Here is a 23187-nt window from a genome sequence, read left to right on the forward strand (position 1 = left end):
GCCAAATGAACCTGTCCCGCGCTTGTCCGGTCCTGTCCCGACTCTTCGTTTTCGCTTTTGGTTTTGGCCTGGTGTTGATGGCCGGTTGGCCGGCCAGTCCGGCCCAGGCCGCGGTGCGCAACGCCGAGGACCTGATGATCGTCGACTGCCTGCTTCCCGGGCAGATCCGGAAACTCGGCCGCCAGGCCACCTACCTCAGCGCCCGGCGCCCCGTGCGCACGACCCAGGCCGACTGCGAAATCCGCGGCGGCGAATACGTGTCCTACGATCGCGCCAACTACCAGACCGCACTGAAGGTCTGGCTCGAAGGCGCCATGGCCGGCAGCCCCGAGGCCCAGAACAACGTCGGCGAAATCTACGCCAAGGGCCTGGGCACCGCGCCCGACTACGGCATGGCCTTCCAGTGGTTCAAGAAGGCCGCCGAGCAGGGCTACGGACGCGCCAAGATCAACCTGGGTTTCCTGTACGAACAGGGCCTGGGCGTGGCCCAGGACCAGGCGGCGGCACTGAACCTCTACCGCGAAGCCTCGGGCATCGAGGACGAGCTGCTTTACGCCTCGGTGGTGCAGGTCGAGATCCGCGCCAAGGACGAGCGGATTTCCGGCCTGCAGCAGCAGGTGGAAGAGGGTGAAGCCGAATCGGCCGCGCTGCGCGAAAAAGTGCGCAAGCTTGAACAGGAACTCGTGCAGCGCCGCAGCGCCCTGCAGCAGACCCGCCAGGAACTGGCGCGCACCGAGCAGCGCCTGGCCGATGCCCGCGCCAGCCGCGACGACCAGCTCACCCAATTGCTGGAGAACCAGCTGCTGACCCAGCAGGAGCAGATCAACGACCAGCGCACCCAGCTGGCCGCGCTTGAACGCGAGGCCGGCAGCGGCGGCGCGATGCTGGCGGGCGCGCCGCGACTGGAAATCCTCGACCCGGTGTTCGTGGCCACCCGCGGCCGCAACACCGCCGTTTACCGGGGCGGCCCCGGCACCCGCAAGATCGTCGGCCGCGTCACCGCGCCGCAGCTGGTGCGCGAGATAACCATCAACGGCAAGCCGGCGCCGATCGGCGCCAACGGCGCCTTCAGCGCCGAAGTCGACGTGCCGGCCGGGGGTGCCCAGGTGCAGGTGGCGGCGATGGACACCGGCGGCGCCCGCGCCCAGCTCGACTTCACCCTGCTGCCGCAGGCGGGCGGCGGCAGCGCGCCGACGACATTGGCCCCGGCGACGGCGGGCACGGTGCCGCGCGGCGTCAAGCTGGGCCGCTACCATGCGGTCGTCGTGGGCAACAACAGCTACCGCGACGCGGGTTACCCGACGCTGCAAAGCGCGGTGAACGACGCCAACGCCGTCGCCAACATGCTGCGCAGCCGCTACGGCTATGAAACCACCGTCGTGCACAACGCGACCCGGCTGGAACTGCTGACCGCGCTCAATGAAATGCGCGAGAAGCTCAAGCCCGAAGACAACCTGCTGATCTACTACGCCGGCCACGGCGAAATCGACGCGCAGGGCCAGGGATACTGGGTGCCGACCGACGGCGTGCAGGGCAACCCGAAGTCCTGGGTTTCCAACGCCGTCGTCAGCGACATCCTCAACACCGTCGCCGCGAAGCACGTGCTGGTTGTCGCCGATTCCTGCTACTCGGGCACGATGACGCGCGCTTCGGTGCCGACCTTCGCCACCGGCACCATGCCGCCCGACAAGTGGAACGCCTGGGTCAAGGCCATGGCCGACGGCCGCAGCCGCACGGCGCTCACCTCGGGCGGGGTGATGCCGGTGCCCGATACCGGCAGCGGCAAGCACAGCTATTTCGCGCGCGCGTTCCTGAACGTGCTGCAGGACAACGACCGCCTGCTCGAGGGACAGCGCCTGTTCCAGGAAGTGGCGACCTCGCTGGCCCTGGGCGCCATGGACGCGCCGCTGGCGCAGATGCCCGAATACGCGCCGATCCGCTACGCCGGCCACGAAAGCGGCGAGTTCTTCTTCATGCCCAAGGGGGGCGGTGCCGCCACCGGCCCCTGAGGCTGGCGGGCCGGCCCCGCTGCCCCTATAATCGCGGGCCCGGCGCCAGCCAAGGCAGCGTCGGGTCCGGAGAGGTGGCAGAGCGGTTGAATGTACCTGACTCGAAATCAGGCAGGCGTTTATAGCGCCTCGAGGGTTCGAATCCCTCCCTCTCCGCCAGATTCAGCAAGCCAGAAGGGGCCCGAAAGGGCCCCTTTTTCATGGCCGCCGCGCCGCCCGCGCTACACTTCCGGCCTTGCCACGGAGCCCGTCATGTCCGAAATCCACGTCCCCGTTTCCTTCGGCGAACTGCTCGACAAGATCGCCATCCTGCAGATCAAGTCCGAGCGCATGTCCGACCCGGCCAAGCTGGCCAATGTGCGCACCGAACTGTCCGCGCTCGAATCCACCTGGATGGCACACCCCGCCGCCGGCAACGACATCGCCCGCCTTCGCGCCGAGCTCAAGGCCGTCAACGAGCGCCTGTGGGTGATCGAGGACGACATCCGGCTCAAGGAAAAGGCCCAGGCCTTCGACCAGGAATTCATCCGGCTGGCGCGCGCCGTCTATTTCGAGAACGACGAGCGTGCGCGCATCAAGAAGGACATCAACCTGGCCTTGGGCTCGGCCTACGTCGAGGAAAAGTCCTACCAGGACTACCGGTCCGGCCCGCGCCCCTGAGTCAGGCGCCGGCCTGCGCGCAGAAGGCGTCGAAGCGGGCGACCACCTCGTCCACCTGCACCAGGTCCATCACGCCGGGAAACTCCACGCGTTTGCCCCAGGGCAGGGCGGAGGCCGGTTTGCCCAGGAACTGGCGCGCTGCCTGGTCGTAGTGGTTCACCGTCCAGCGACGGTCCGAATAGGGGCCGGATCGTTCGGCGTCGGTGCAGGCGTGCAGGCCCAGCACCGCCGTGCCCATGGCGTTGGCCATGTGCGCCGGCCCGGAATCGGGGCTCAGCACCAGCCTGGCGCGTCCGAGCAGGGCCAGCAGCTGTTTGAGCGTGTCCTTGCCCACCAGGTCCAGCGCCGGCACATGCATCGCGGCCAGGATGGCGTCGGCGGTCTCGCGTTCGAGCGTGCTGCGCCCGCCGCACAGCGCCACCCGCCAGCCCTTCGAGGCCGCGTGGTCGGCGACCGCGGCGTAGCGTTCGGGCCGCCAGTTGCGCAGTACGTGGCTCGAGCACGGCGAGACCAGCAGGGTCGGCGCGTCGCCGGGCAATTGTTCGGCCGCCCAGCGATGCGCGTCTTCGGGCACCGGCAGCCGCCACTGCACCGGCCCCGGCGTCGCCCCCAGCGGCAGCAGGAACTGCCGGAAAGCGTCCTGCACGTGGTGGCCGCCGGGCGGGATGCGTTCGTTGACGAACAGGCCGTGGCCTTCCTTGCTGCGGCCGCGGTCGAAGCCGATGCGGCGCCCGGCGCGGATGGCGGTGGACGCCAGGCCGGCGCGCAGGGCCAGCTGCATGTTCAGCAACACGTCGAAGCGGCGGCCGGCCAGGCGGGCGCGCAGCTCGCGCCAGGCCGCCAGTCCGGCCTTCTTGTCGAAGACCACGAGTTCGACGCCGTCCAGGCCCTCGAGCAGCTTGGCCTCGCCCTTGCCGATGACCCAGGTGATGGGCACCCCGGGGAAAGCGTGCTGCAGGTCGCGGACCAGGGCCACCGCGTGCACGGCGTCGCCCAGCGCCGACAGGCGCAGCAGGCAGATCGATCGCGGCGCGGGCTTCACGGGCATTGGTTAGACTGCACGAATGGGAAACACCACCGCCATCGCCGCGACCAGGCAGCCGATCCGCGATGCGCGAGGGGAGGGGGCGATTGTGTTCGACGCCGCGCGCTGGCCGCAAGCCACGGCCGACGCGCTGGAGCCGAGCACCTGGAATCCCGCGGCAAGCCCGGTCGCCGCCGGCGGACGCGGCGCGGCCTGGTTCGTCGAAGGCGCTTTCGGCCGCGGCGTGCTGCGCCGCTATCGCCGCGGTGGCCTGGCGGCACGCGCCAGCCGCGACAGCTACCTGTGGCTGGGCGAAAGCCGCGTCCGCAGCTTCGCCGAGTTTCACCTGCTGGCCGCGCTGCGCGCGCAGGGGCTGCCGGTGCCGGCGCCGCTGCTGGCCGGCTACTGGCGCCGCGGCCTGGGCTACCGGGCGGCGATCGTGGTCGAACGCATCGAAAGCGCCACCGCGCTGGCCGGGTACCTTGACGACCCCGCCGCCGCCGCCTGGGCCAGCGCCGGCCGCAGCATCGCGCGGCTGCACGCCGCCGGCGTCGACCATGCCGACCTCAACGCCCACAACGTGCTGTTGGACGCCGGCGGCAAGGCCTGGCTGATCGATTTCGACCGGGGCCGGCTGCGCCGGCCGGCGGCAGGCTGGCGCGAAGCCAACCTCGCCCGGCTGTCGCGCTCGCTGGCCAAGCTGTCCGGCCCGGGACGCGACGCCTGGCGCGACGGCTTCACGCGCCTGCGCCAGGCTTATGCGGAAACCCTCGCCGGCACCGTGGCCGGAACCGCCGTGGAGCTGTCCCGATGAGCTGGTCGCTGCGCTTCCTGGGCGTGGGCAATTCGCAGTCGGCCGTGCAGCTGGGCTCGTCCTCGGCGGTGCTCGAGCGCGACGGGGAGCCGCTGCTGATGGTCGACTGCGGCCAGGAAGCCCTGACCGCCTACGAAAGCGCCTACGGCCGGTTGCCCGACGCATTGTTCATCACGCATGTGCACATGGACCACGTGGGTGGGTTGGAGCGGCTGTTCTTCGCCACGTACTTCGATCCGGCGCGGCGCGGCAAGGTGCGCCTGTACGTGCCGGTCGGCGTGCTGCCACACCTGCAGGCACGGCTGGCCGACTATCCGGGCGTGGTCGCCGAAGGCGATGCGAACTGGTGGGACGCGTTCCAGCTGGTGCCGGTGAGCCGCGGCTTCTGGCACGCCGGCCAGTGGTACGACGTCTTCCCGGTGCGCCACCACCTGCCCGACACGGCCTTCGCACTGCGCCTGCCGGGCAGCCTGGTCTGGACCGGCGACACCCGGCCGATTCCGGAAATGCTGGCGAAGTTCGCCGGCGCCGGCGAAATCGTCGCCCACGACTGCGCGCTGCAGGGCAATCCTTCGCACAGCGGCCTGGACGATCTCGAGCGCGAATACCCGGTCGGCCTGCTGTCGCGCTGCGTGCTCTACCACTACGCGTCGCCGGCCGACGGCGCGGCGATGCGCGAACGGGGCCATCGGGTGGCGAAGGCCGGCGATGTACTGGCCCTGGCCGAGCCCTTGCCGTCGCCCGGCCGGCCGGAGGCGCCATGAACGCGCTGACCGCCGACGCCCCGGCCCCGCGCGACCGGTTGGGCCGACCGCTGCGCGACCTGCGCGTGTCGGTCATCGAAACCTGCAATTTCCGCTGCCCCTACTGCATGCCGGCCGACAGCACGCCGCCGGACGGCACGCTGGGCCGCGCCGGGCGCCTGGACTTCGATGAAATCGAGACCGCGGTGCGCGCGTTCGCCCGCCTGGGCGTCAGCAAGCTGCGCCTGACCGGCGGCGAACCGCTGCTGCGCAAGGACCTTCCCGACCTGGTGGCGCGCCTGGTGCGGGTGCCGGGCATCACCGACCTGGCGCTGACCACCAACGGCGCGCTGCTCGCCGGGCAGGCGCGGGCGCTGCGCGAGGCCGGCCTGAGCCGGCTGACGGTCAGCCTGGACGCGCTCGATCCGGCGCTGTTTCGCGAACTTACCGGCGGCCGCGGCGAACTGGCCGACGTGCTGGCCGGCATCGCCGCCGCCGAAGCCGCGGGCTTTGAATCGCTCAAGATCAACTGCGTGGTGCAGCGCGGCGTCAATCAATCGCAGGTGCTGGCGCTGGCCGGCCACTTCCGCGGCACGCCGCACGTGCTGCGTTTCATCGAGTTCATGGACGTGGGCAACTGCAACCGCTGGCAGGCGGCGAACGTGGTGCCCTCGCGCGAACTGCACGACACCATCGCCGCGCGCTGGCCGCTGCGGCCGCTGCGCGAGGCCTACCGGGGCGAGGTGGCCAGCCGCCACGCCTACGCGGACGGCGCCGGCGAAGTGGGTTTCGTCAGCTCGGTCAGCGAACCCTTCTGCGGCGACTGCCACCGCGCCCGGCTGTCGGCCGACGGCCAGCTGTTCACCTGCCTGTTCGCCGGCAGGGGCCTTCCGCTGCGCGAGGCGATCGCGGCCGGCGAAGACACCGTCGCCGAACGCCTGCGCGAGGCCTGGCTGGCCCGCGCCGACCGCTACAGCGAACAGCGCGCGGCCGGGGCCGGCAAGGGCCGGCGCATCGAAATGTATTTCATAGGCGGCTGAGATGGCGAAGAAAAAACTCACGCACGTGGACGCGGACGGACGTCCGGCGATGGTGGATGTCACCGGCAAGCCGGTGACGGCGCGCGAGGCCGTCGCCGAATGCCGGGTGCGCTTTCCGCCGGCGGTGGCCGCGGCGCTGCGCAAGGGCGGCATGAAAACCGCCAAGGGCGCGGTGATGGACACCGCGATCATCGCCGGCACGATGGCGGTAAAGCGCACGCACGAACTGGTGCCGTTCTGCCACCCGCTGCCGATCGAAGGCTGCCGCTTCGACCTGGCCTGGCACTCGGAAAATGTGCTGCGCATCGAGTGCGCGGTACGCACCACGCACCGCACCGGCGTTGAAATGGAGGCCCTGACCGGCGCCACCATCGCCGCGCTGACGGTCTACGACATGTGCAAGGCGCTGTCGCACGCCATCGTCATCGGACCCGCGAAGTTGCTGGCCAAATCCGGCGGCAGGCGCGACGTGGGAAAGGCGCGGGCATGAGCGTGACCGTGCTTTATTTCGCCAGCCTGCGCGACGCCGCCGGCGTGGCCAGCGAAACCCTGCCGCTGCCGGCCTCACTTCCGGCCCTGTACGAAAACCTGCGCGAAAAACACGGCTTCAGCCTGCCGGCGCAGCGCCTGCGCGTGGCCATGGACGGTGAGTTCGTCGACTGGAACGCGGCGCCGCGCGAAGGCGCCGAGATCGCCTTCATCCCGCCGGTGTCGGGCGGATGACCCGTTTTGCGCTCAGCGACGCCGCGTTCGATCCGGCGCCCCTGCGCCGGCGGCTGCAGTCGCCGCAGGCGGGTGCCTTCGCCAGCTTCGAAGGCTGGGTGCGCGACCACCATGCCGGCCGGGCCGTGCTGGGACTGCGCTACGAAGCCTATGCTGCCCTGGCCGAGGCCGAGGGCCTGCGCATCATCGCCGAGGCGACGCGCCGTTTCGACATCGCGGACGCGGCCTGCGTGCATCGCGTGGGCGGCCTGGCCCCCGGCGAGATGGCGGTCTGGGTCGGCGTCAGCGCCGCCCACCGCGGCCCGGCCTTCGACGCCTGCCGCTGGATCCTGGACGAGGTCAAATCCCGCGTCCCCATCTGGAAACACGAACGCTACGCCGATGGCTCAAGCGACTGGCTACACCCCGAATAGCCTTAGCCCCCCTTGGTAAGGGGGGCGCGCCGACAGGCGCGGGGGATTGGGAGTGCAGGCCGGGCCCCGGGGTTTGCGAAGCAAATCCTGGGCCGCCGTTTGGGCTGCGCCCAAATGGCGGTGGCCCCGCCGGCTGGTCCCGGCACCCGCGTCATCCAATACCGTTGCTGCCTTCCGGCCCTGGCGGAGTTTTCGGACTAGCGTCGCGGGAGGCCGACGGGGCCACCATTGAAGCAAACGGCGCGCCGGGGCCGTGCTGGCCGGGCGCGCCGCTGGATTTTGGCGGAGAGAGGGGGATTCGAACCCCCGAAGCGCGGTTTAGACGCTTACACACTTTCCAGGCGTGCTCCTTCAACCACTCGGACACCTCTCCGCAGAGGTAACTGACTGAATCAAGCAGGAAATGATACCGGCCGGCGGGTCCGGCCACAAGCGCCGCGTGGGGCCGCTGGCCGGGGGGCAGGGGGGTTGGCACAATGGCGGGGTCGGTCCCGACCCGCTGCAGAGCCTCGCATGTCCTATCTTGTCCTTGCCCGAAAATGGCGCCCCCGGCGCTTCTCCGAACTGGTCGGACAGGAACACGTCGTGCGTGCGCTCTCCAATGCCCTGGAAACCGGCAAGGTGCACCACGCCTTCCTGTTCACCGGCACCCGCGGCGTCGGCAAGACCACCATCGCCCGCATCTTCGCCAAGTCGCTCAACTGCGAGCGCGGCAGCGGCGCCGAACCCTGCGGTGAATGCGGCGCCTGCGTGGACATCGACGCCGGCCGCTACGTCGACCTGCTCGAGATCGACGCCGCCAGCAACACCGGCGTCGACGACGTGCGCGAGCTGATCGACAACGCCCAGTACATGCCGGCGCGCGGCCGCACCAAGGTCTACCTGATCGACGAAGTGCACATGCTGTCCAAGAGCGCGTTCAACGCGCTCCTGAAGACGCTCGAGGAGCCGCCCGGCCACGTCAAGTTCCTGCTGGCCACCACCGACCCGCAGAAGCTGCCGGTGACGGTGCTTTCGCGCTGCCTGCAGTTCAACCTGCGCCGGCTCGAGCTGGGCCAGATTTCCGGGCAGATGCAGCGCATCCTCGAAGCAGAGGGCATCGCCTCCGAACCCGCCGCGATCGAACTGCTGGCGCGCGCCGCCGATGGCAGCCTGCGCGACGGCCTTTCCCTGCTCGACCAGGCCATCGCCTACACCGGTGGCCAGCTGGGCGAAGCGGCGGTGATCGCCATGCTCGGCACCGTCGATCGTGGCCAGGTCGGCGGCCTGCTCGACGCGCTGGGCACCGGCGACGGTGCCGCGCTGATGCAGCGCATCGAGGCGCTGGCGGCCTACTCCCCGGATTTTGGCCACGTGCTCGAAGACCTGGCGGTCGCCCTGCACCGCATCCAGCTGCAGCAGCTGGTGCCCGGCGCCGCCGGCGACGACCTGCCCGCGGCCTGGGCTGCGCTGGCGGCCGATCATTCGGCCGAACTGGTGCAGCTTTGGTACCAGATGGCCGTCACCGGCCGTCGCGACCTGGGCCTGGCGCCCAGCCCGCGCACCGGCTTTGAAATGACCCTGCTGCGCATGCTGGCCTTCCGGCCGGCCGGGCAGGGCGGCGGCCCGCGCCCTGCCGCCATCGGCCAGGGCACGGCTTCGGCGGCGTCGGCACCGGCCCCGGCCCCGGCCCCGGCAGCCTCCGCGGCCAGCCAGCGCCCGACGGCTGCGGCACCGGCAGCGGCTCCGCCGAGGCCGCCGATGCAGCAACCCGTCGCCATGGTGGCCGAGCCCGCGCCTGCCTTGGTGCCGGCGCCCGCACCCGAACCGGACCATGCAGCGCCGGCCGCGCCCGTGCCCGCCACTGCGGGAGCCCCTTCGCGCCTGGCCACGGTCGAAGACTGGCTGGACCTGGTGGCCGACGCCGGGCTGCGCGGGCCGGTGCGCGAGCTGGCGGCGCACTGCGCCTTCTGCGGCTTCGCCGACGGCGTGCTGTCGCTGTCGCTGCCCGACAGCTTCGACCACCTGCGCAGCGATTCGCTGGTGCGCCAGCTGGCCCAGGCCCTGGCCGGGCCACTGGGCCAACTGCCTCAGGTGCGCTTCGAATCCGCGCGCGCCGCCGCCGGCACCGAAACCCTGCACGAACGCACGCAACGCCAGCGCGGCGAGCGCCAGGCCGATGCCGAGGCCGATTTCCTGGCCGACCCCGTGGTCGCCCGGCTCGTGCAGCAGGGCGCCCGGCTTGTTCCCGATTCCGTCCGTCCCCTCGACGAACACTGACAGCAAAGGAAACCACCATGCGAGGCAACATCGCCCAACTCATGCAGCAGGCCCAGCGCATGCAGGACAACCTCAAGAAGGCCCAGGAAGAACTGGGCGGACTGGAGGTGCAGGGCCAGTCCGGCGGCGGCATGGTCAAGATCACCCTGACCGGCAAGATGGAGTGCCGCGCCGTGCGCATCGATCCTTCGGTGCTGGCCGACGCCGAAATGCTGGAAGACTTGGTCACCGCCGCCTTCAACGACGCGGTGAACAAGGCCAATGAAGAAAGCCAGAAGCGCATGTCGGCGGCCACCGCGGGCATGCCGATCCCGCCGGGGATGAAGATCCCGGGCATGTTCTGAGCCGTCCGTGAGCGCCTCGCCGCTGCTGTCGCAGCTGATCGAGGCCCTGCGCTGCCTGCCCGGCGTCGGCCAGAAGTCGGCGCAGCGCATGGCCTACCACCTGCTTGAACGCGACCGCGAAGGCGGGCTGCGTCTATCCGCCGCGCTCGCCGAGGCGGTGGAAAACGTGGGGCACTGCGACACCTGCCGTGATTTCAGCGAAACGCCGGTCTGCGCGATCTGTGCCAGCGGCTCGCGCGAACGCGGCCTGCTTTGCGCCATAGAAACCCCGGCCGACCGGCTGGCGATCGAAGCCGCCACCGGCTACCGCGGCCTGTATTTCGTGCTGCAGGGGCGGCTGTCGCCGCTCGACGGCATCGGCCCGCGCGAACTGGGGCTCGACCGGCTGGCCGCGCGCCTGGCCCAGGGCGAGGTGCGCGAGCTGATCATCGCCACCAACCCCACCGTCGAAGGCGAAGCCACCGCGCACTACCTGGCGCAGCTGGCGCACCAGGCCGGCGTCAGTCCCAGCCGCCTGGCCCACGGCGTGCCGCTGGGCGGCGAGCTTGAATTCGTGGACCGCGGCACCCTGGCGCACGCCTTCGGGTCGCGCACGCAGATAACTTCCTGAGGAGCGAAAGATGGCCACGATCTTCGACAAGATCATCGCCCGGGAGATTCCCGCCGACATCGTCCACGAGGACGAGAACGTGCTGGCCTTCCGCGACATCAATCCGCAGGCGCCGGTGCACGTGCTTTTCATTCCCAAGCGGCCGGTTGCCACGCTCAACGACCTGGCGCCCGGCGATGAAGTGGTGGTGGGACGGCTGGTGACCGCCGCGGCGGCGTACGCGAAGGCCGAAGGATTCGCGGACAGTGGCTACCGCGTCGTGATCAACTGCAACGGCGACGGCGGCCAGTCCGTGTACCACATCCACCTGCACCTGCTGGCCGGGCGGGCCATGGCCTGGCCGCCCGGCTGAGGCCGGCGGCTGTCACCACCAGAACGGGTGACGTTCGACGATGACGTCCACGTCCTTGCGCTCGGGCCACAGGTAGATGACGTCGGCGTCGACGCTGGGATAGCGGTAATCGTAGTCGCCGACCTTGCGGGTTTCGAAGCCGGTGACGCGGCCGGTGATGGTGACCTCGCGGCCGGCCAGGAACACTTCCGGGTCGTAGAAGCCGGCGCGGCAGGCGATGAAGCGGCCGTCGCTCTGGTCACGCGCCAGCGGGCGGCCATCGCTGCCCACGCGCACGCCGACGATTTCGAAGCAGCTCTGCGTCGCCAGCGGATCGACGCGGACGATGCGGCCGCCCCAGCGCACGATGTCGCCGGTGGCGCCCGAACGCGCCACTTCACCCGGCTGCACCGGGGCGTAGGCTCCCTCGAGCACCTTGGGCGCGGTAACGCAGCCGGCCAGGGCCAGCGCGGCGAACACGGGAAGCAGGCGGGTCGGCATACGGGTCATCGGGAGTCTCCGGTGGGGCGGGGTGGTTTTCCGGGCCGGAAGGCGCGCAGTTCGGATATCAGCTGGCGTCTTTCTGCCTCGGGCAATCCCCCGCGAGCGTATCGGCCGGCGGCATAACGCCGGCTGAGTGATTCGAGTTCCGCCGACCGGGCGGGCAAGGCCGCTGACAGACGGCGACCGAAAGCGATCGGCGGCTCCGAGGGCTGCTTGGCCAGGCCGGCACGGCGCAGGCGCCGGGTGAAGCCCAGCCAGGCCGCCACCAGCGGGTCGCGGCTGGCGGGCTGGCCGCGCATCAGGTACCACAGGGTCAGCAGCATCGTCGCCCCGGCGCCGATCGCAAAGGCCATGCCCAGCTGCATGGCGCTGGCCTGGTCGATGCCCAGGGGCCGGAACAGCTGCGCCTGGCGTTCGGCATCGAAGGCCAGCACCAGGTCGTTCCAACCGCGGCGGGCCCAGTCGGCCAGGTCGCGCAGCGGCGCCAGGCCCTCGGGCAGCAGCGCCTCGCTGCGCTGGCGGTCGGCGATGGTGTCGAGCACGCGCGCCGGTGCCACCGCCGCGGTCGGGTCCACCCGCACCCAGCCGCGGCCTTCGAGCCAGACCTCGTTCCAGGCATGGGCGTCCATGCGCCGCACCACCCAGTAGTCGGCATAGGGGTTGCGGTAGCCGCCCGAGTAGCCGAGCACCACGCGGGTGGGGATGCCGGCCGAGCGCATCAGCACCGCAAAGGCGGAGCTGTAGTGCTGGCAGAAGCCGACCTTGGTCTCGAACAGGAACTCGTCGACGCCGTGGCGACCGGTGGGTGGCACCGACAGGCTGTAGCTGAATTCCTGCTCGATCCAGTCCAGCGCGCGCCTGACCACCAGCACGTCGTTGTCGCCCGCTTCCGCGCGCCACTGGCGGCCCAGCGCCAGCGCGCGCGGATTGAAGCCGGCCGGAAGCCGGGTCGCCAGCCAGCGCAGGCTCGGGTCCATCTGCGCGCCGAGCCGGCCATCGGGGGAAGACACGGCCTCGTACTTGCGCATGCGGCTGACCGGCGAAGGCGTGACCACGCTGGCGTCGGCCAGCAGTCGGCCGCCGTCGGGCGACTGCAGCGGCAGGTCCAGCACGGCCAGGTACCTCTGGTCCGTCGGTTCCAGCGTGACTTCGTAGCGCACCTGGCTGGTGCCCGCCTCCACCTGCGCGCCTGCCAGCTCCTGGATGCCCCGTTCACGCGTCCAGCTGCCGCCGTCGAAGTTCCACAGCACCTGGGCGCGCCAGTACATCTGCCGCGGCGGCGGCGCGGGGTCCAGGAATCGCACGCGCAAGGCCGGGGCGTCGTCGGCGAACAGGTCCACCCACTGGTCGGGCGTCATGCGTTCATCGAGGCCACCCTGGCCAAGCACGTTCTCGGGCATGCCCCACAGCGGCGTGGACAGGCGGGGAAACAGCCAGAACGCCGCCAGCGCCAGGGGCAGCGCGATTGCGACCGCGCGCACGGTGGTCCAGCCGCGGTCCCGGTCAAGACGGGGCGGCGCGGCACCGGGGCGGTGTTCGGCCAGCATCGCCAGCCCGACCAGCAGCAGGCCCAGCGCCAGCATCGCCAGCACCAGCACCAGCGGGCCCTGGTCCTGCAGGAAGGCGGCGAAGGGCGCGAACAGCGAAAATCCCAACAGGCTGCGGGCATCGCGCAGGCTGCGGGTTTCGCCCGGCTTCACCGCCAGCAGGGTGGCAAGCAGCGCGGTGCCCGTGTCGCGCCCGAGGTTGAAGCCGAAGGTGAAGAGCATGTAGCCCATCACCATCGCAATCACCGCGATCCGCAGCAGCCCCGGCCAGCGGCGATCGAAGGAATAGCCCAGCCCGGCGACCACGCCCAGCGCGAGCGTGAGTCCGGTGGGGAGTTGCAGCAGCAGGGGCAGCAGGCAGGCGCCGGCGGCGGCCATGCACCAGCGGCGCAGCGACGGCGGCAGCGGCACCGGCTCAGCCATGGGGCATCAGCGCCAGGGCGCGCAGGCAGGCGTGGCGGTGCTCCGGGCCGCGGCCAGGGCCGAGGGTGGCCGGCGGCAGGTGCAGCCGGTAGCGGTGGCCCAGGCGTTCGGCGTCCACCACCCAGCGTGCCAGGCGGCGGATGCGGGCTTCATGGGCCATGCCGTGCAGCGCCTGCCAGTCGAGCTCGAGTTCGCGCGGGGCACTTGCTTCGTATTCGCGCACCAGCAGGCGATCGGTGCGCGCGGACGGCTTCCAGGCCACCTGCTTGAGCGCGTCGCCGGGCCGGTATTCGCGCAGGTGGTGCGGCTGTTCGCCGTGCTGCCGGGTGCGGCGCGAGGTGCTGTCGCCGCCGTGGTCGGGCAGCGGCACCTCGCCCGATTCCGGGCAGGGGTAGACCAGCAGCCGGGTGCGTGGCAGCAGCCAGGTCCAGGCCCGGGCCAGGCCCAGCGGCCGGATCGTGGACAGGCGCAGCCGGCCGACGTCGAACCAGCCGCGGCGCTGCGTGGGCAGGGGCAGGGTGATTTCGGCCCGCTCACCGGGAGCCAGGTCGAGGAAACCTTCGGCCTCGCCCGCGCGCAGCTCCAGGCCGGGACGGCGGCGTTGGCCGGTGGCTTCGAAGGCGGCGCGCACCGCGAGGGGCTGGCCGGCGAACACGGGTTCGGCATGCAGCGCCACCAGCCGCAGGCCCGACAGGGTCAGGTGGGCCTGCACCAGGCTGTTGTGCGCCACCGCGATGGTGACGAAGGCCAGCAGCAGGGCGGGATTGTTGTTGTAGTTCAGGCCGCCCAGGACCATGGCCAGCAGCATCAGCGACAGGAACAGGCCGAAGCCCGTGGGCAGCACGTAGATGCGGCGCCGGTCGATGTGCACCGGCAGGTCCTCGACCTGGCGCGGTTTGACCAGCGGCAGGCGGGCGAGCCGTTCGCTGAAGCGGTCGACCAGGTCGGGCGTGCGCGCCACGGCTCAGTCCACGGCCACCGCGCGAAGGATGCCGTGGGCGAGCGAATCGCGGCCCTCGGCTTCCGATTCGGGCACCAGCCGGTGCGCTGAAACAGCGGCGAACAGGGCCTGCACGTCTTCGGGAAGCGCGTGGTCGCGACCGTCAAGCAGGGCCAGGGCGCGGGCGCCGCGCAGCAGGCCCAGGCCCGCGCGCGGCGAAAGCCCGACCTGCACGCCCGGGTGCCGGCGGCTTTCCTGTAGCAGCGCCTGCACGTAGGCCACCAGGGCGTCACTGGCATGCACGTTGCCCACCGCGGTGCGCAGGGCAAGCACCTCGTCGGCGGACAGGCGCGGCATCGAGTGGGCGATGAGGTCGCGGCGGTCGGCGCCGGCCAGCATCTCGCGTTCGGCGCCGGCATCGGGATAGCCCAGGTGCAGGCGCAGCAGGAAGCGGTCCATCTGGGAATCGGGCAGCGGGAAGGTGCCGGCCAGGTCCACCGGGTTTTGCGTGGCGATGACGAAAAACGGCTGCGACAGCGAATGCGTGGTGCCGTCGAGCGTCACCTGGTGTTCGGCCATGGCTTCGAGCAGGGCGCTCTGGGTGCGCGGCGGCGCGCGGTTGATTTCATCGGCCAGCAGCAGCTGGGTGAACACGGGGCCGGGGTGGAACCGGAACTCGCGCGCCGCCTGGTCGTAGATGGACACGCCGATGATGTCCGAGGGCAGCAGGTCGGAGGTGAACTGCATGCGCTGGAATTCCAGGCCCAGGGTCGCGGCCATGGCCCGCGCCAGGGTGGTCTTGCCCAGCCCCGGCAGGTCTTCGATGAGCAGGTGGCCACCGGCAAGCAAGGTGGTGAACGCCAGCCGCACTTCGCGGGGTTTGCCCAGCACCAGCTGGTTGACCTGGGCCAGGGCGTCGTCGAGGGCCTGGCGGGTGCGCTCGGGTAGGATGTCGGCGTCTTTGGCCTGCGCGTGCATGCGTGCGTCCCGGCGTTGAGTTGAAGGAAGGATACCTTGTGGATGCTGGCATGCGGACCAGTTCGAAACGCGTGAAGTTCCTTGTGCTGTGGGCTTTGTTGCTGCTGGCGAAGCTGGTGCTGGCGGCCACGCTGCAGCCATTCGGCGACGAAGCCTTTTATGCCTGGGAAGCGCGGCACCCGGCCTGGGTCTATTCCGACCTGCCCGGGCTGACCGCCTGGATCGCGTGGCTCGGCGCGCAAGTCGGCGGGCCGGGCGTGTTCGCGCTGCGCCTGCCGTTCGTGCTGCTTGGCGCGGCCCTGCCCTGGCTGGTCGTGCGCATCACGCGGCGCTGGTTCGGCGCCGAGGCCGGCTGGCAGGCGGGCCTGCTGGCGCTGCTGATGCCGCTGGGTGGGCTGATGGGCCTGCTGGCCTTGCCGGACGTGCCGATGCTGGTGGCGGCGCTGCTGTGCCTGGATGCGTTCGCGTCGCTGATGCGCCGGGTCACGGTCTGGGGCCTCGTGCAGCTGGCGCTTGCCCTGGCGATGGGTGCGTTTGCGCACTACCGTTTCGCCCTGGTGGTGCTGGCCGGTGCCGCTGGCCTGGCCTGCACGCCCGCGGGTCGCGCCCTGCTGCGACATCCGGGACTATGGCTTGCGCTGGCGATCGGGGCGCTGGCCTGGGCGCCGGTGCTTGCCTGGAACCTGTCGCACGCGGGCGCCGGCCTGGGCTTCCAGTTCGTCGACCGCCATCCCTGGCAGCCGCAGTGGCGAGGCCTGTGGTGGCCACTGGTGCAGGGGCTGCTGCTGACGCCCCTGCTGGCCTGGCTGCTGGGCCGGTCCTTGCTTGAGTGCTGGCGTCGCCGGCGCGACAGCGAACCGGCCTGGGCTTTCATGCTGGGCCTGGGCCTGGTGGCGGTGCCCGGCTATTTCGTCTTCGGATTTTTCACCGACGCCGAACGCGTGACCTTCCACTGGCCGCTGGCGGGCTGGCTGGCGCTGTGCTGCGTGGCGCCGCCGGTGCTGGCGCGCTGGCCGTCCCGGGCGCGCCGCCTGCTGCACGCCACCGCGGGGCTGGGTCTGGCGGCGATGCTGGCCTACCTGGCCCTGCTTGCCAGTGCACAAGGACGCAGTTCGCTGGCTGCGGGCCCGGCATACGCCGACAACTTCAGCGGCTGGTCGGAAGTCGCGACGGCGGTGCGCGACGATCTGCGCGCCATGCCGGACGACACGCTGCTGGTGGCCGACAACTTCATGCTGGCCGCGCAGCTGCGGCTGGCGCTGGGGCGCGACGACGTGCGTGTGCTGCCGCATCCGATCAACCAAAAGCACGGCCGGGAGGTGCAGCTTGCGACCTGGGGCCTGCTCGACGATGGCGCGCAGGACTGGGCGGGTCGGCCGGTCCTGCTGGTGCTCGAGGACACGGCGCGGCCGCTGCGCCAGCGGCTGGCGGGTTACCGGGAACTGTGCGACCGCGTCGGCCGCCTGCCGGTGCCCCGCGTGCTGAACGTGGACCACGGCCGCAAGCGCTTCCTGCGTTTCGTGCTCGGGGAGGCCGTCGCGACGGGGCCGGCGGGCGGGTGCAGGTTGCCCGCGCTGGCCTGGCTCGAGACGCCGGCACGCGGCGATACCCTGGCGCCGGGCGACGAGGTCCGCGGCTGGGCGCTAGCGTCGGGCAGTGGCATCACCCGGGTCGAGCTGCGGCTCGGCGGAGAGGTCGTGGCGGGGCTGGAGCCCGACTTGCCGCGACCGGACGTGGCGGCTTACTGGGGGCTGGGCCCGGACGACGGCGACCGGTTCGGCTTTCGCTTCGCGATGCCTGCTGTCCCCGGCGTGCCCGCGGGCCGGGCCTGGCTGGCGCTGCGGCTGTACACCGCCGATGGCGGGGTCGAGGACTGGCCGGCGCAGCCGGTGCGGTGGCGCCCGTCAGGGCAATCGGAAGCCGGCGCGGCGCAGGGCGGCCGAGAGGCTGATCAGCGGTAGGCCGACCAGGGCCGTGGGGTCCTGGGTCTGGATCGCTTCGAACAGGCAGATGCCCAAGCCTTCGCACTTGAAGCTGCCGGCGCAGTCCAGCGGCTGCTCGGCGGCCACGTAGCGCGCGACTTCGTCGGGGTCCAGGTCGCGGAATCGGACCACGGTGAGGTCTTCGCCCGCGAACAGCCCCCCATCGGCTTGCCGGAACAGGCAAAAAGCGGTGTGGAAGTGCTGCTCCCGGCCCGAGGCGGCCAGCAGCTGGGCCACCGCCGCGGCGTCGTCGCCGGGTTTGCCGACCGGCTGGCCGTCGCGTTCGGCGACCTGGTCCGATCCGATGACCCAGGCCCCGGGATGGGCCGCCGCCACCGCGCGGGCCTTGGCTTCGGCCAGTCGGCGGGCCAGGGCCAGCGGGCTTTCGCCCGGCAGCGGGCTTTCGTCCACGTGCGGGCGCTCGACGCTGAAGGGCAGGGCGAGGCGTTCGAGCAGTTCGCGCCGGTAGCGCGAAGTAGAGGCCAGGACGAGGGGCGTCACGGCTTCGATGCTGGCCGGCGCAGGGTGGGCGGCTCGCGTTCGGCGGCGCGCTCGCTGGCTTCGGTGGCCTTGGCCAGTTCGGCGCCGGCGCGTTCAAGCTCCGCCAGGCCGCTGGCCAGGCGTTCGCGGGCCCGGTCCAGGGCGGCGCAGGCAGCGTCGAGTTCGGCCTGGCGGGCCTCCTGGCCGTGGTGTTTGATCCACAGGCGGTGCTGGAGCAGGTCGCGTTTGGCTTCGCGCACGGGCAGGGCGCTTCCCAGCGAGGCCTGGGCCACGGCCGCCATGTCGGCCGGCACCCGCCCGACCACGGCCTGCAGGGACTGCATGTGCACCTGGCTGCGGTCGAGCAGGCCTTCCATTTCGTCGGCGAGGTCGAGCAGGCGCACCAGGCTGCGGTCCCGTCGCCGCCCGCGCAGGATCCACCAGAGCAAGGCGACGGCCAGGGCCAGGCAGGCCAGCCCGAGGGTTATGAGGGTATCCATGCGGTTTTCCGTTGGCTGGGGGCAGTCTGCACCAGCCCCGCGGCGGGCGGCAAACCCCTGTCGCTGCAACCACTTGGGTTTGACATCGGTAGCAGCGGAGCCTAAAATCCCGCGCTTATGTCCGCTCCCTTGCCCCCTGTGCTTGATGCCTGGCGCATGGTTGCGGCCAAACGGCTGTTCGATGGCCGCCTGCCGCTTTCCGGGATGCCCCGGCTGCGGCCGGTGCTGGCGGATGCCGAGGGAGATTGCCGGTTCGAGGTCGAATTCGGCGTGGACGCGTTGGGAATGCGCTACGTCGAAGTGCGTGCCGAGGCCGAATTGCCGCTGCTGTGCCAGCGTACGCTCGAAAGGTTCCTGCATCCGGTGCGCATAGACCAGCGCCTGGGCCTGATCACCGACGAGTCGCAGGAAGCAGCCTTGCCGGAGGGCGTCGAACCCCTCCTGCTCGACGCCAGTGGCGAGCTCAACCCTGCCGGCCTGGTCGAGGACGAACTCATCCTTGCCGTGCCGGTGGTACCGATCGACCCCGATTCTGCGGAAATCGAGGCCAACTGGCCCGATGAAGCCGAAGAGGATGAGAAACCAAACCCTTTCGCCGCGCTCGCCGCGTTGAAGGAACAGAAGAAGTAGTTGGAGACAAGCCATGGCCGTCCAGAAGTCCCGTGTTTCCCCGTCCCGCCGCGGCCAGCGCCGCGCGCACGACTCCCTCACCGCCAAGCAGCTGGCCACCGACCCGACCACGGGCGAGACCCACCTGCGTCACCACGTGACCAAGGACGGCTACTACCGCGGTCGCAAGGTCATCGCCACCAAGACCTCGGTGGTCGAGGAAGACTGAGGCCGTTGGCTGCGCCCTGCCGTCGCAGGGAGTGGCCCCACGTGAGCCTTGCGCGGCGGGCCAGGCCCGCCGCGTGTGTTTCTGACGGTTGGCAGAGGAAGTGACCATGGCCGTGTTCTCGCGTATTGCAGGGACGGGCAGCGCCCTGCCCGAAAAGGTCCTGACCAACAAGGACCTCGAACAGTTCGTCGAAACCACCGACGAGTGGATCGCGTCGCGCACCGGTATCCGCCAGCGCCACGTCGTGGCCGAGGGTGAAACCACCGCCGACCTCGCCGAGCGCGCCGCGCGTGCGGCCATGGAAGCGGCCGGCGTCACCGCCGACCAGCTGGACATGATCATCCTGGGCACCACCACGCCCGACCTGATCTTCCCGTCCACGGCCTGCCTGGTGCAGCACCGCCTGGGCGCCAACGGCTGCGCCGCGTTCGACGTCAACGCCGCCTGCTCGGGCTTCATCTACGCGCTCAGCGTCGCCGATGCCTTTGTGCGCTCGGGCAATGCCCGCACCGTGCTGGTGATCGGCGCCGAAACCCTGACCCGCATGCTCGACTGGTCCGACCGCAACACCTGCGTGCTGTTCGGCGACGGCGCCGGCGCGGTGGTGCTCAAGGCCGATGCCGAGGCCGGCATCCTCTCGACCCACCTGCATGCCGACGGTGGCAAGAAGAACCTGCTGTACAACCCCGTTGGCGTGTCCGTCGGCTTCAAGCCCGAAGAGAAGAACGCCGGCGTGCGCGTGCTGATGACCGGCAACGAGGTCTTCAAGCATGCCGTCAAGGCCCTGGACGCGGTGGTTGATGAAACCCTCGCCGCCAATGGCCTGGACAAGTCCGACCTGGACTGGCTGATCCCGCACCAGGCCAACCTGCGCATCATCGAGGCCACCGCCAAGCGGCTGGAAATGCCGATGGACCGGGTCATCGTCACCGTGCACAAGCACGGCAACACGTCCTCGGGCTCGGTGCCGCTGGCGCTGGACGAAGCCGTGCGCTCGGGCAAGGTGCAGCGGGGCCAGCTGCTGCTGCTCGAGGCCTTCGGTGGTGGCTTCACCTGGGGCTCGGCGCTCATCCGCTACTGACCATGGCGGCCACGCGCGTCCAGCGCGAAAGCTGGCAGGGCCAGGTCGCCTGGCGCAAGACCTATGCCGAGGGCGGCCGTCGCCGCCGCGTCGCCGCGCTGCGCTGGGTGGCGCGACGCCTGGGTGCGAACGCGCTGCTGGCGCCCATGCCGCTGTCGCCCGAACTGGCCTGCCGTACCGAGCAGGCGATGATCAACCGCCTCGCCGCGCTGGGCGCCCACGTGCCGCCCTTGCTGGCCGTTGCAGATCGCGAACTCCTGCTCGGTGACCTGGGGCCGACCCTGGCCGTGGCCTGCCGCGCCGAGGCCGACGCCGGCAAACGTCGCGAGCTCGTGCAGCTTGGCCTGGACGCACTGGCGTCCCTGCATGCAAGCGGCGGCTACCTGAGCCAGGCCTTCGCCCGCAACATGACCCTGCGCGACGGCCGGATCGGATTCATCGACCTCGAGGAAGATCCCTGCACGATGATGTCGCTGCCGGCGGCGCAGGCGCGCGACGTGTTGTTCTACGCACACTCGACCGCGCGTTTCCTTTCCGGCCAGCCGGGCGAACACGCCCGCCTGCTGCAGGCCCACCTGGCGCGCGAAGCCCCCGAGGTGCGCCGTGAGGTCGCGCGCACGGCGTCGAGGCTCGCCTGGCTGGCGCCCCTGGCCAAACCTTTCGGCCGGCGCTCGCGCGACGTCGCCGAAGCCCTGGCCAGCCTGGCGCGCGCCACCGCCTGACCCTACGCGGCGGTACAGACGTTTTTGCGGCTGCCTCGCTTATCATTCTCCGATTACGCACACCGGACCGCCGATGAGCCAGACCATCGCTTTCGTGTTTCCCGGCCAGGGTTCCCAGTCGCTGGGCATGCTGGCCGAACTCGCCGCCGCCCACCCCGAGGCGCGCGCCGCTTTCGACGAAGCCTCGGAAGGCGCCGGCGTGGACCTGTGGGCGCTGTCGCAGCAGGGTCCCGAGGACCGGCTCAACCAGACCGAGTTCACCCAACCGGCCCTGCTTGCCGCCGGCGTGGCCACCTGGCGCGCCTGGTGCGCGCGCGGCGGCGCCCGGCCGCAGCTGCTGGCCGGCCACAGCCTGGGTGAATACGCGGCGCTGGTCGCCGCCGGTTCGCTGGCGCTTGCCGACGCCGCGCGCCTGGTGCGCGAGCGCGGCCGGCTGATGCAGCAGTCGGTGCCCGCAGGCACCGGCGCCATGGCCGCGGTGCTGGGCACCGAAGACGAACTGGTTGCGGAAGTCTGCACCGCCGTTTCCGGCGACGACATCGTGGTGCCGGCGAACTTCAACTCACCGGGCCAGGTGGTCATCGGTGGCCACGCCGCCGCGGTGGACCGCGCCATCGCGGAGCTGCAGGCGCGCGGCGTGCGCAAGCTGGTGAAGCTGGCGGTGTCGGTGCCTTCGCACACGCCGCTGATGCGCGAGGCGGCGAACCGCCTTTCCGAGGTCATGGCCGGCATGGACTGGCGCGAGCCGCAGCTGCCGGTGGTGCAGAACGTGGACGGCGAAGTGCACGAAGGCGTGCAGGCCATCCGCGACGCGCTGGTGCGCCAGCTCTACCTGCCGGTGCGCTGGACCGAGTGCGTGCAGGCCCTGGCCGCGAAGGGCGCCACCCGGATCGCCGAATGCGGCCCCGGCAAGGTGCTCACCGGCCTGGCCAAGCGCATCGACAAAACCCTCGACGCCCGCGCCCTCGGCACCCCCGCCGACTTCGACGCGGCCCTGTCGGATTGGAAAAGCTGATTCTGGAGAACTGCAGATGTCTGAAGTCCTGAAGGGTGAGATCGCGCTGGTGACGGGTGCAAGCCGGGGCATTGGCGCGGCGATCGCCGACGAACTGGCCGCCATGGGCGCCACCGTCATCGGCACCGCGACCAGCGACGCCGGCGCGGCCGCGATCGGCGAGCGCCTGGCCGCGTCGGGCGGGGCGGGGCGCAGGCTCGACGTTTCCAGCAGCGCCGACGTCGAAGCCGTGCTCGATGAGATCGCCAAGTCCTTCGGCGCCATCTCCATCCTGGTCAACAACGCCGGCATCACCCGCGACAACCTGCTGATGCGCATGAAGGACGAGGACTGGCAAGCCATCCTCGACACCAACCTCAGCTCGGTGTTCCGCACGTCCAAGGCGGTCATGCGCGGCATGATGAAGGCCCGCAAGGGCCGGATCATCAACATCGCCTCGGTCATCGGCGTCACCGGCAATGCCGGCCAGGCCAACTACGCGGCGGCCAAGGCCGGCATCATCGCCTTCAGCAAATCGCTGGCCAAGGAAATCGGCAGCCGCGGCGTCACGGTGAATGTCGTGGCGCCCGGATTCATCCAGACCGACATGACCAAGGACCTGCCGGAGGCCTCGCGCGAGGCGCTGGTGGGCCAGATCGCCCTGGGCCGCCTGGGTGAGCCGACCGACATCGCCCGGGCGGTTGGCTTCCTCGCCAGCCCGGCCGCGGCCTACATCACCGGCGAAACCCTGCATGTAAACGGCGGCATGTACATGCCCTAAGCCCTTGTGGCGGCTGGATTTGCGTTAGAATCCCGCTACCCGATCCCAGGCCGCGGCGCGACCGGCGCCCGCCGCGGCCGGCATTTGATTACAATGCGCCCGCAAACATCCCTCCGGGAGGAGACAGATCCATGAGCAGCATCGAAGAACGCGTCAAGAAAATCGTCATCGAGCAGTTGGGCGTGAAGGAAGAAGAAGTCACCGTGAACGCCTCGTTCGTGGACGACCTCGGCGCCGACTCGCTGGACACCGTCGAGCTGGTCATGGCCCTCGAGGAAGAGTTCGAGTGCGAGATCCCGGACGAAGAGGCTGAGAAGATCACCTCGGTCCAGCAGGCCATTGATTACATCAAGGCCCACGTCAAGGCCTGATCGCCTGACGGAAGTTACGCCGGGGCCGCGCTTGCGCGGCCCTGCGCGTTTGCGGCATCCGGTCCAAATGTCGGCA

Annotated in this window: 27 protein-coding genes, 2 tRNA genes and 1 other RNA gene; 21 read left to right on the plus strand and 9 right to left on the minus strand. The window is 70.8% G+C overall.

From position 1 onward, the window contains the following. Window positions 1-5: 5 nt before the first annotated feature. The 3 genes from IEX13_RS03605 (at window position 6) to IEX13_RS03615 (ending at window position 2669) form a co-directional block, all read left to right on the plus strand. Window positions 6-2009, plus strand: a complete 2004-nt coding sequence (locus tag IEX13_RS03605; protein ID WP_188661414.1) for a caspase family protein — start codon at window positions 6-8, stop codon at window positions 2007-2009. A gap of 68 nt (window positions 2010-2077) precedes the next feature. Then, window positions 2078-2168, plus strand: a tRNA-Ser gene (locus IEX13_RS03610). 93 nt (window positions 2169-2261) lie between these two features. Continuing rightward, on the plus strand, window positions 2262-2669 hold the full coding sequence (locus IEX13_RS03615; RefSeq protein ID WP_188661417.1) for a DUF6165 family protein: 408 nt from the start codon (window positions 2262-2264) through the stop codon (window positions 2667-2669). A 1-nt stretch (window position 2670) separates the two neighbouring features. Here IEX13_RS03615 and IEX13_RS03620 read toward each other — a convergent pair whose 3' ends face one another. Beyond that, a complete protein-coding gene (locus IEX13_RS03620; RefSeq protein WP_188661419.1) occupies window positions 2671-3717 on the minus strand; it encodes a glycosyltransferase family 9 protein in 1047 nt (348 codons plus the stop codon). Window positions 3718-3733: 16 nt separating this feature from the next. On the opposite strand from IEX13_RS03620, the gene IEX13_RS03625 reads away from it, so the two are divergent. From IEX13_RS03625 to IEX13_RS03650, 6 genes are read left to right on the plus strand one after another with little or no spacing between them, the layout of a single operon-like run. After that, a complete protein-coding gene (locus IEX13_RS03625) occupies window positions 3734-4507 on the plus strand; it encodes a 3-deoxy-D-manno-octulosonic acid kinase (protein WP_188661422.1) in 774 nt (257 codons plus the stop codon). After that, window positions 4504-5271 carry an MBL fold metallo-hydrolase gene (locus IEX13_RS03630; protein ID WP_188661425.1) on the plus strand — a complete coding sequence of 256 codons (768 nt, stop codon included), beginning with the start codon at window positions 4504-4506 and terminating at the stop codon, window positions 5269-5271. The genes IEX13_RS03625 and IEX13_RS03630 overlap by 4 nt, the downstream gene beginning before the upstream one ends. Continuing rightward, on the plus strand, window positions 5268-6290 hold the full coding sequence (gene moaA, locus IEX13_RS03635) for a GTP 3',8-cyclase MoaA (protein ID WP_188661428.1): 1023 nt from the start codon (window positions 5268-5270) through the stop codon (window positions 6288-6290). The genes IEX13_RS03630 and moaA overlap by 4 nt, the downstream gene beginning before the upstream one ends. Window position 6291: 1 nt before the next feature. After that, window positions 6292-6780 (plus strand): cyclic pyranopterin monophosphate synthase MoaC, encoded by a 489-nt coding sequence (gene moaC, locus IEX13_RS03640; protein WP_188661430.1) that lies wholly within the window; start codon window positions 6292-6294, stop codon window positions 6778-6780. Next, a complete protein-coding gene (locus tag IEX13_RS03645; protein ID WP_188661432.1) occupies window positions 6777-7013 on the plus strand; it encodes a MoaD/ThiS family protein in 237 nt (78 codons plus the stop codon). Before moaC ends, IEX13_RS03645 begins: the two co-directional genes overlap by 4 nt. Further along, window positions 7010-7426: a molybdenum cofactor biosynthesis protein MoaE gene (locus IEX13_RS03650; RefSeq protein ID WP_188661434.1), complete on the plus strand. Its 417-nt coding sequence runs from the start codon at window positions 7010-7012 to the stop codon at window positions 7424-7426. The genes IEX13_RS03645 and IEX13_RS03650 overlap by 4 nt, the downstream gene beginning before the upstream one ends. Before the next feature lie 123 nt (window positions 7427-7549). Here the strand turns inward: IEX13_RS03650 and ffs are convergent. Both ffs and IEX13_RS03660 read right to left on the minus strand, forming a co-directional pair. After that, window positions 7550-7646: signal recognition particle sRNA small type (gene ffs / locus IEX13_RS03655), an RNA gene on the minus strand. A 60-nt stretch (window positions 7647-7706) separates the two neighbouring features. Further along, window positions 7707-7799, minus strand: a tRNA-Ser gene (locus IEX13_RS03660). Window positions 7800-7939: 140 nt separating this feature from the next. Here IEX13_RS03660 and dnaX point away from each other — a divergent pair. The 4 genes from dnaX to IEX13_RS03680 are packed head-to-tail and all read left to right on the plus strand — an operon-like array spanning window position 7940 to window position 10991. Further along, window positions 7940-9685, plus strand: a complete 1746-nt coding sequence (dnaX, locus tag IEX13_RS03665) for a DNA polymerase III subunit gamma/tau (RefSeq protein ID WP_188661436.1) — start codon at window positions 7940-7942, stop codon at window positions 9683-9685. Window positions 9686-9702: 17 nt separating this feature from the next. Then, on the plus strand, window positions 9703-10029 hold the full coding sequence (locus IEX13_RS03670) for a YbaB/EbfC family nucleoid-associated protein (RefSeq protein ID WP_188661438.1): 327 nt from the start codon (window positions 9703-9705) through the stop codon (window positions 10027-10029). Window positions 10030-10036: 7 nt separating this feature from the next. Next, window positions 10037-10639 (plus strand): recombination mediator RecR, encoded by a 603-nt coding sequence (gene recR, locus IEX13_RS03675; RefSeq protein WP_188661440.1) that lies wholly within the window; start codon window positions 10037-10039, stop codon window positions 10637-10639. Between the two features lie 10 nt (window positions 10640-10649). Continuing rightward, on the plus strand, window positions 10650-10991 hold the full coding sequence (locus tag IEX13_RS03680) for a histidine triad nucleotide-binding protein (RefSeq protein ID WP_188661442.1): 342 nt from the start codon (window positions 10650-10652) through the stop codon (window positions 10989-10991). 12 nt (window positions 10992-11003) lie between these two features. On the opposite strand, the gene IEX13_RS03685 is transcribed toward IEX13_RS03680, so the two are convergent. Genes IEX13_RS03685 through IEX13_RS03700 form a run of 4 tightly spaced genes read right to left on the minus strand, consistent with a single transcriptional unit; the run spans window position 11004 to window position 15362 of the window. Then, a complete protein-coding gene (locus IEX13_RS03685) occupies window positions 11004-11480 on the minus strand; it encodes a Slp family lipoprotein (protein WP_229668439.1) in 477 nt (158 codons plus the stop codon). After that, window positions 11477-13444 (minus strand): transglutaminase TgpA family protein, encoded by a 1968-nt coding sequence (locus tag IEX13_RS03690; protein ID WP_188661444.1) that lies wholly within the window; start codon window positions 13442-13444, stop codon window positions 11477-11479. The genes IEX13_RS03685 and IEX13_RS03690 overlap by 4 nt, the downstream gene beginning before the upstream one ends. Next, window positions 13437-14405 carry a DUF58 domain-containing protein gene (locus tag IEX13_RS03695; RefSeq protein WP_229668440.1) on the minus strand — a complete coding sequence of 323 codons (969 nt, stop codon included), beginning with the start codon at window positions 14403-14405 and terminating at the stop codon, window positions 13437-13439. The genes IEX13_RS03690 and IEX13_RS03695 overlap by 8 nt, the downstream gene beginning before the upstream one ends. Window positions 14406-14408: 3 nt before the next feature. Next, a complete protein-coding gene (locus IEX13_RS03700) occupies window positions 14409-15362 on the minus strand; it encodes an AAA family ATPase (protein ID WP_188661446.1) in 954 nt (317 codons plus the stop codon). A gap of 50 nt (window positions 15363-15412) precedes the next feature. Here IEX13_RS03700 and IEX13_RS03705 point away from each other — a divergent pair, with 50 nt between their 5' ends. Next, window positions 15413-17323 (plus strand): glycosyltransferase family 39 protein, encoded by a 1911-nt coding sequence (locus tag IEX13_RS03705; protein WP_188661448.1) that lies wholly within the window; start codon window positions 15413-15415, stop codon window positions 17321-17323. On the opposite strand, the gene IEX13_RS03710 is transcribed toward IEX13_RS03705, so the two are convergent. Together IEX13_RS03710 and IEX13_RS03715 are read right to left on the minus strand one after the other, a co-directional pair. Continuing rightward, window positions 17267-17845 (minus strand): Maf family protein, encoded by a 579-nt coding sequence (locus tag IEX13_RS03710; protein ID WP_188661450.1) that lies wholly within the window; start codon window positions 17843-17845, stop codon window positions 17267-17269. The genes IEX13_RS03705 and IEX13_RS03710 overlap by 57 nt on opposite strands. Beyond that, window positions 17842-18324 (minus strand): hypothetical protein, encoded by a 483-nt coding sequence (locus IEX13_RS03715; RefSeq protein WP_188661452.1) that lies wholly within the window; start codon window positions 18322-18324, stop codon window positions 17842-17844. Before IEX13_RS03715 ends, IEX13_RS03710 begins: the two co-directional genes overlap by 4 nt. Before the next feature lie 117 nt (window positions 18325-18441). Here IEX13_RS03715 and IEX13_RS03720 point away from each other — a divergent pair, with 117 nt between their 5' ends. The 7 genes from IEX13_RS03720 (at window position 18442) to acpP (ending at window position 23111) form a co-directional block, all read left to right on the plus strand. Then, window positions 18442-18954: a YceD family protein gene (locus IEX13_RS03720; protein ID WP_188661454.1), complete on the plus strand. Its 513-nt coding sequence runs from the start codon at window positions 18442-18444 to the stop codon at window positions 18952-18954. Between the two features lie 13 nt (window positions 18955-18967). Then, window positions 18968-19162 (plus strand): 50S ribosomal protein L32, encoded by a 195-nt coding sequence (gene rpmF, locus IEX13_RS03725; RefSeq protein ID WP_188661456.1) that lies wholly within the window; start codon window positions 18968-18970, stop codon window positions 19160-19162. Between the two features lie 106 nt (window positions 19163-19268). Next, window positions 19269-20243, plus strand: a complete 975-nt coding sequence (locus IEX13_RS03730) for a beta-ketoacyl-ACP synthase III (protein ID WP_425488990.1) — start codon at window positions 19269-19271, stop codon at window positions 20241-20243. Between the two features lie 2 nt (window positions 20244-20245). Further along, complete coding sequence (locus tag IEX13_RS03735) at window positions 20246-20965, plus strand: BUD32 family EKC/KEOPS complex subunit (protein ID WP_188661460.1); 720 nt, start codon at window positions 20246-20248, stop codon at window positions 20963-20965. 73 nt (window positions 20966-21038) lie between these two features. Beyond that, window positions 21039-21980 carry an ACP S-malonyltransferase gene (fabD, locus tag IEX13_RS03740; protein WP_188661462.1) on the plus strand — a complete coding sequence of 314 codons (942 nt, stop codon included), beginning with the start codon at window positions 21039-21041 and terminating at the stop codon, window positions 21978-21980. A gap of 16 nt (window positions 21981-21996) precedes the next feature. Continuing rightward, complete coding sequence (gene fabG, locus IEX13_RS03745) at window positions 21997-22740, plus strand: 3-oxoacyl-ACP reductase FabG (protein WP_188661464.1); 744 nt, start codon at window positions 21997-21999, stop codon at window positions 22738-22740. Window positions 22741-22871: 131 nt separating this feature from the next. After that, the gene (acpP, locus tag IEX13_RS03750; protein ID WP_034210536.1) at window positions 22872-23111 is read left to right on the plus strand and encodes an acyl carrier protein; all 240 of its coding nucleotides are present in this window, start codon (window positions 22872-22874) and stop codon (window positions 23109-23111) included. Window positions 23112-23187: the final 76 nt, after the last annotated feature.

Source organism: Arenimonas soli (assembly GCF_014643775.1).
In the GTDB taxonomy this organism is placed as follows: Bacteria; Pseudomonadota; Gammaproteobacteria; order Xanthomonadales; family Xanthomonadaceae; genus Arenimonas; species Arenimonas soli.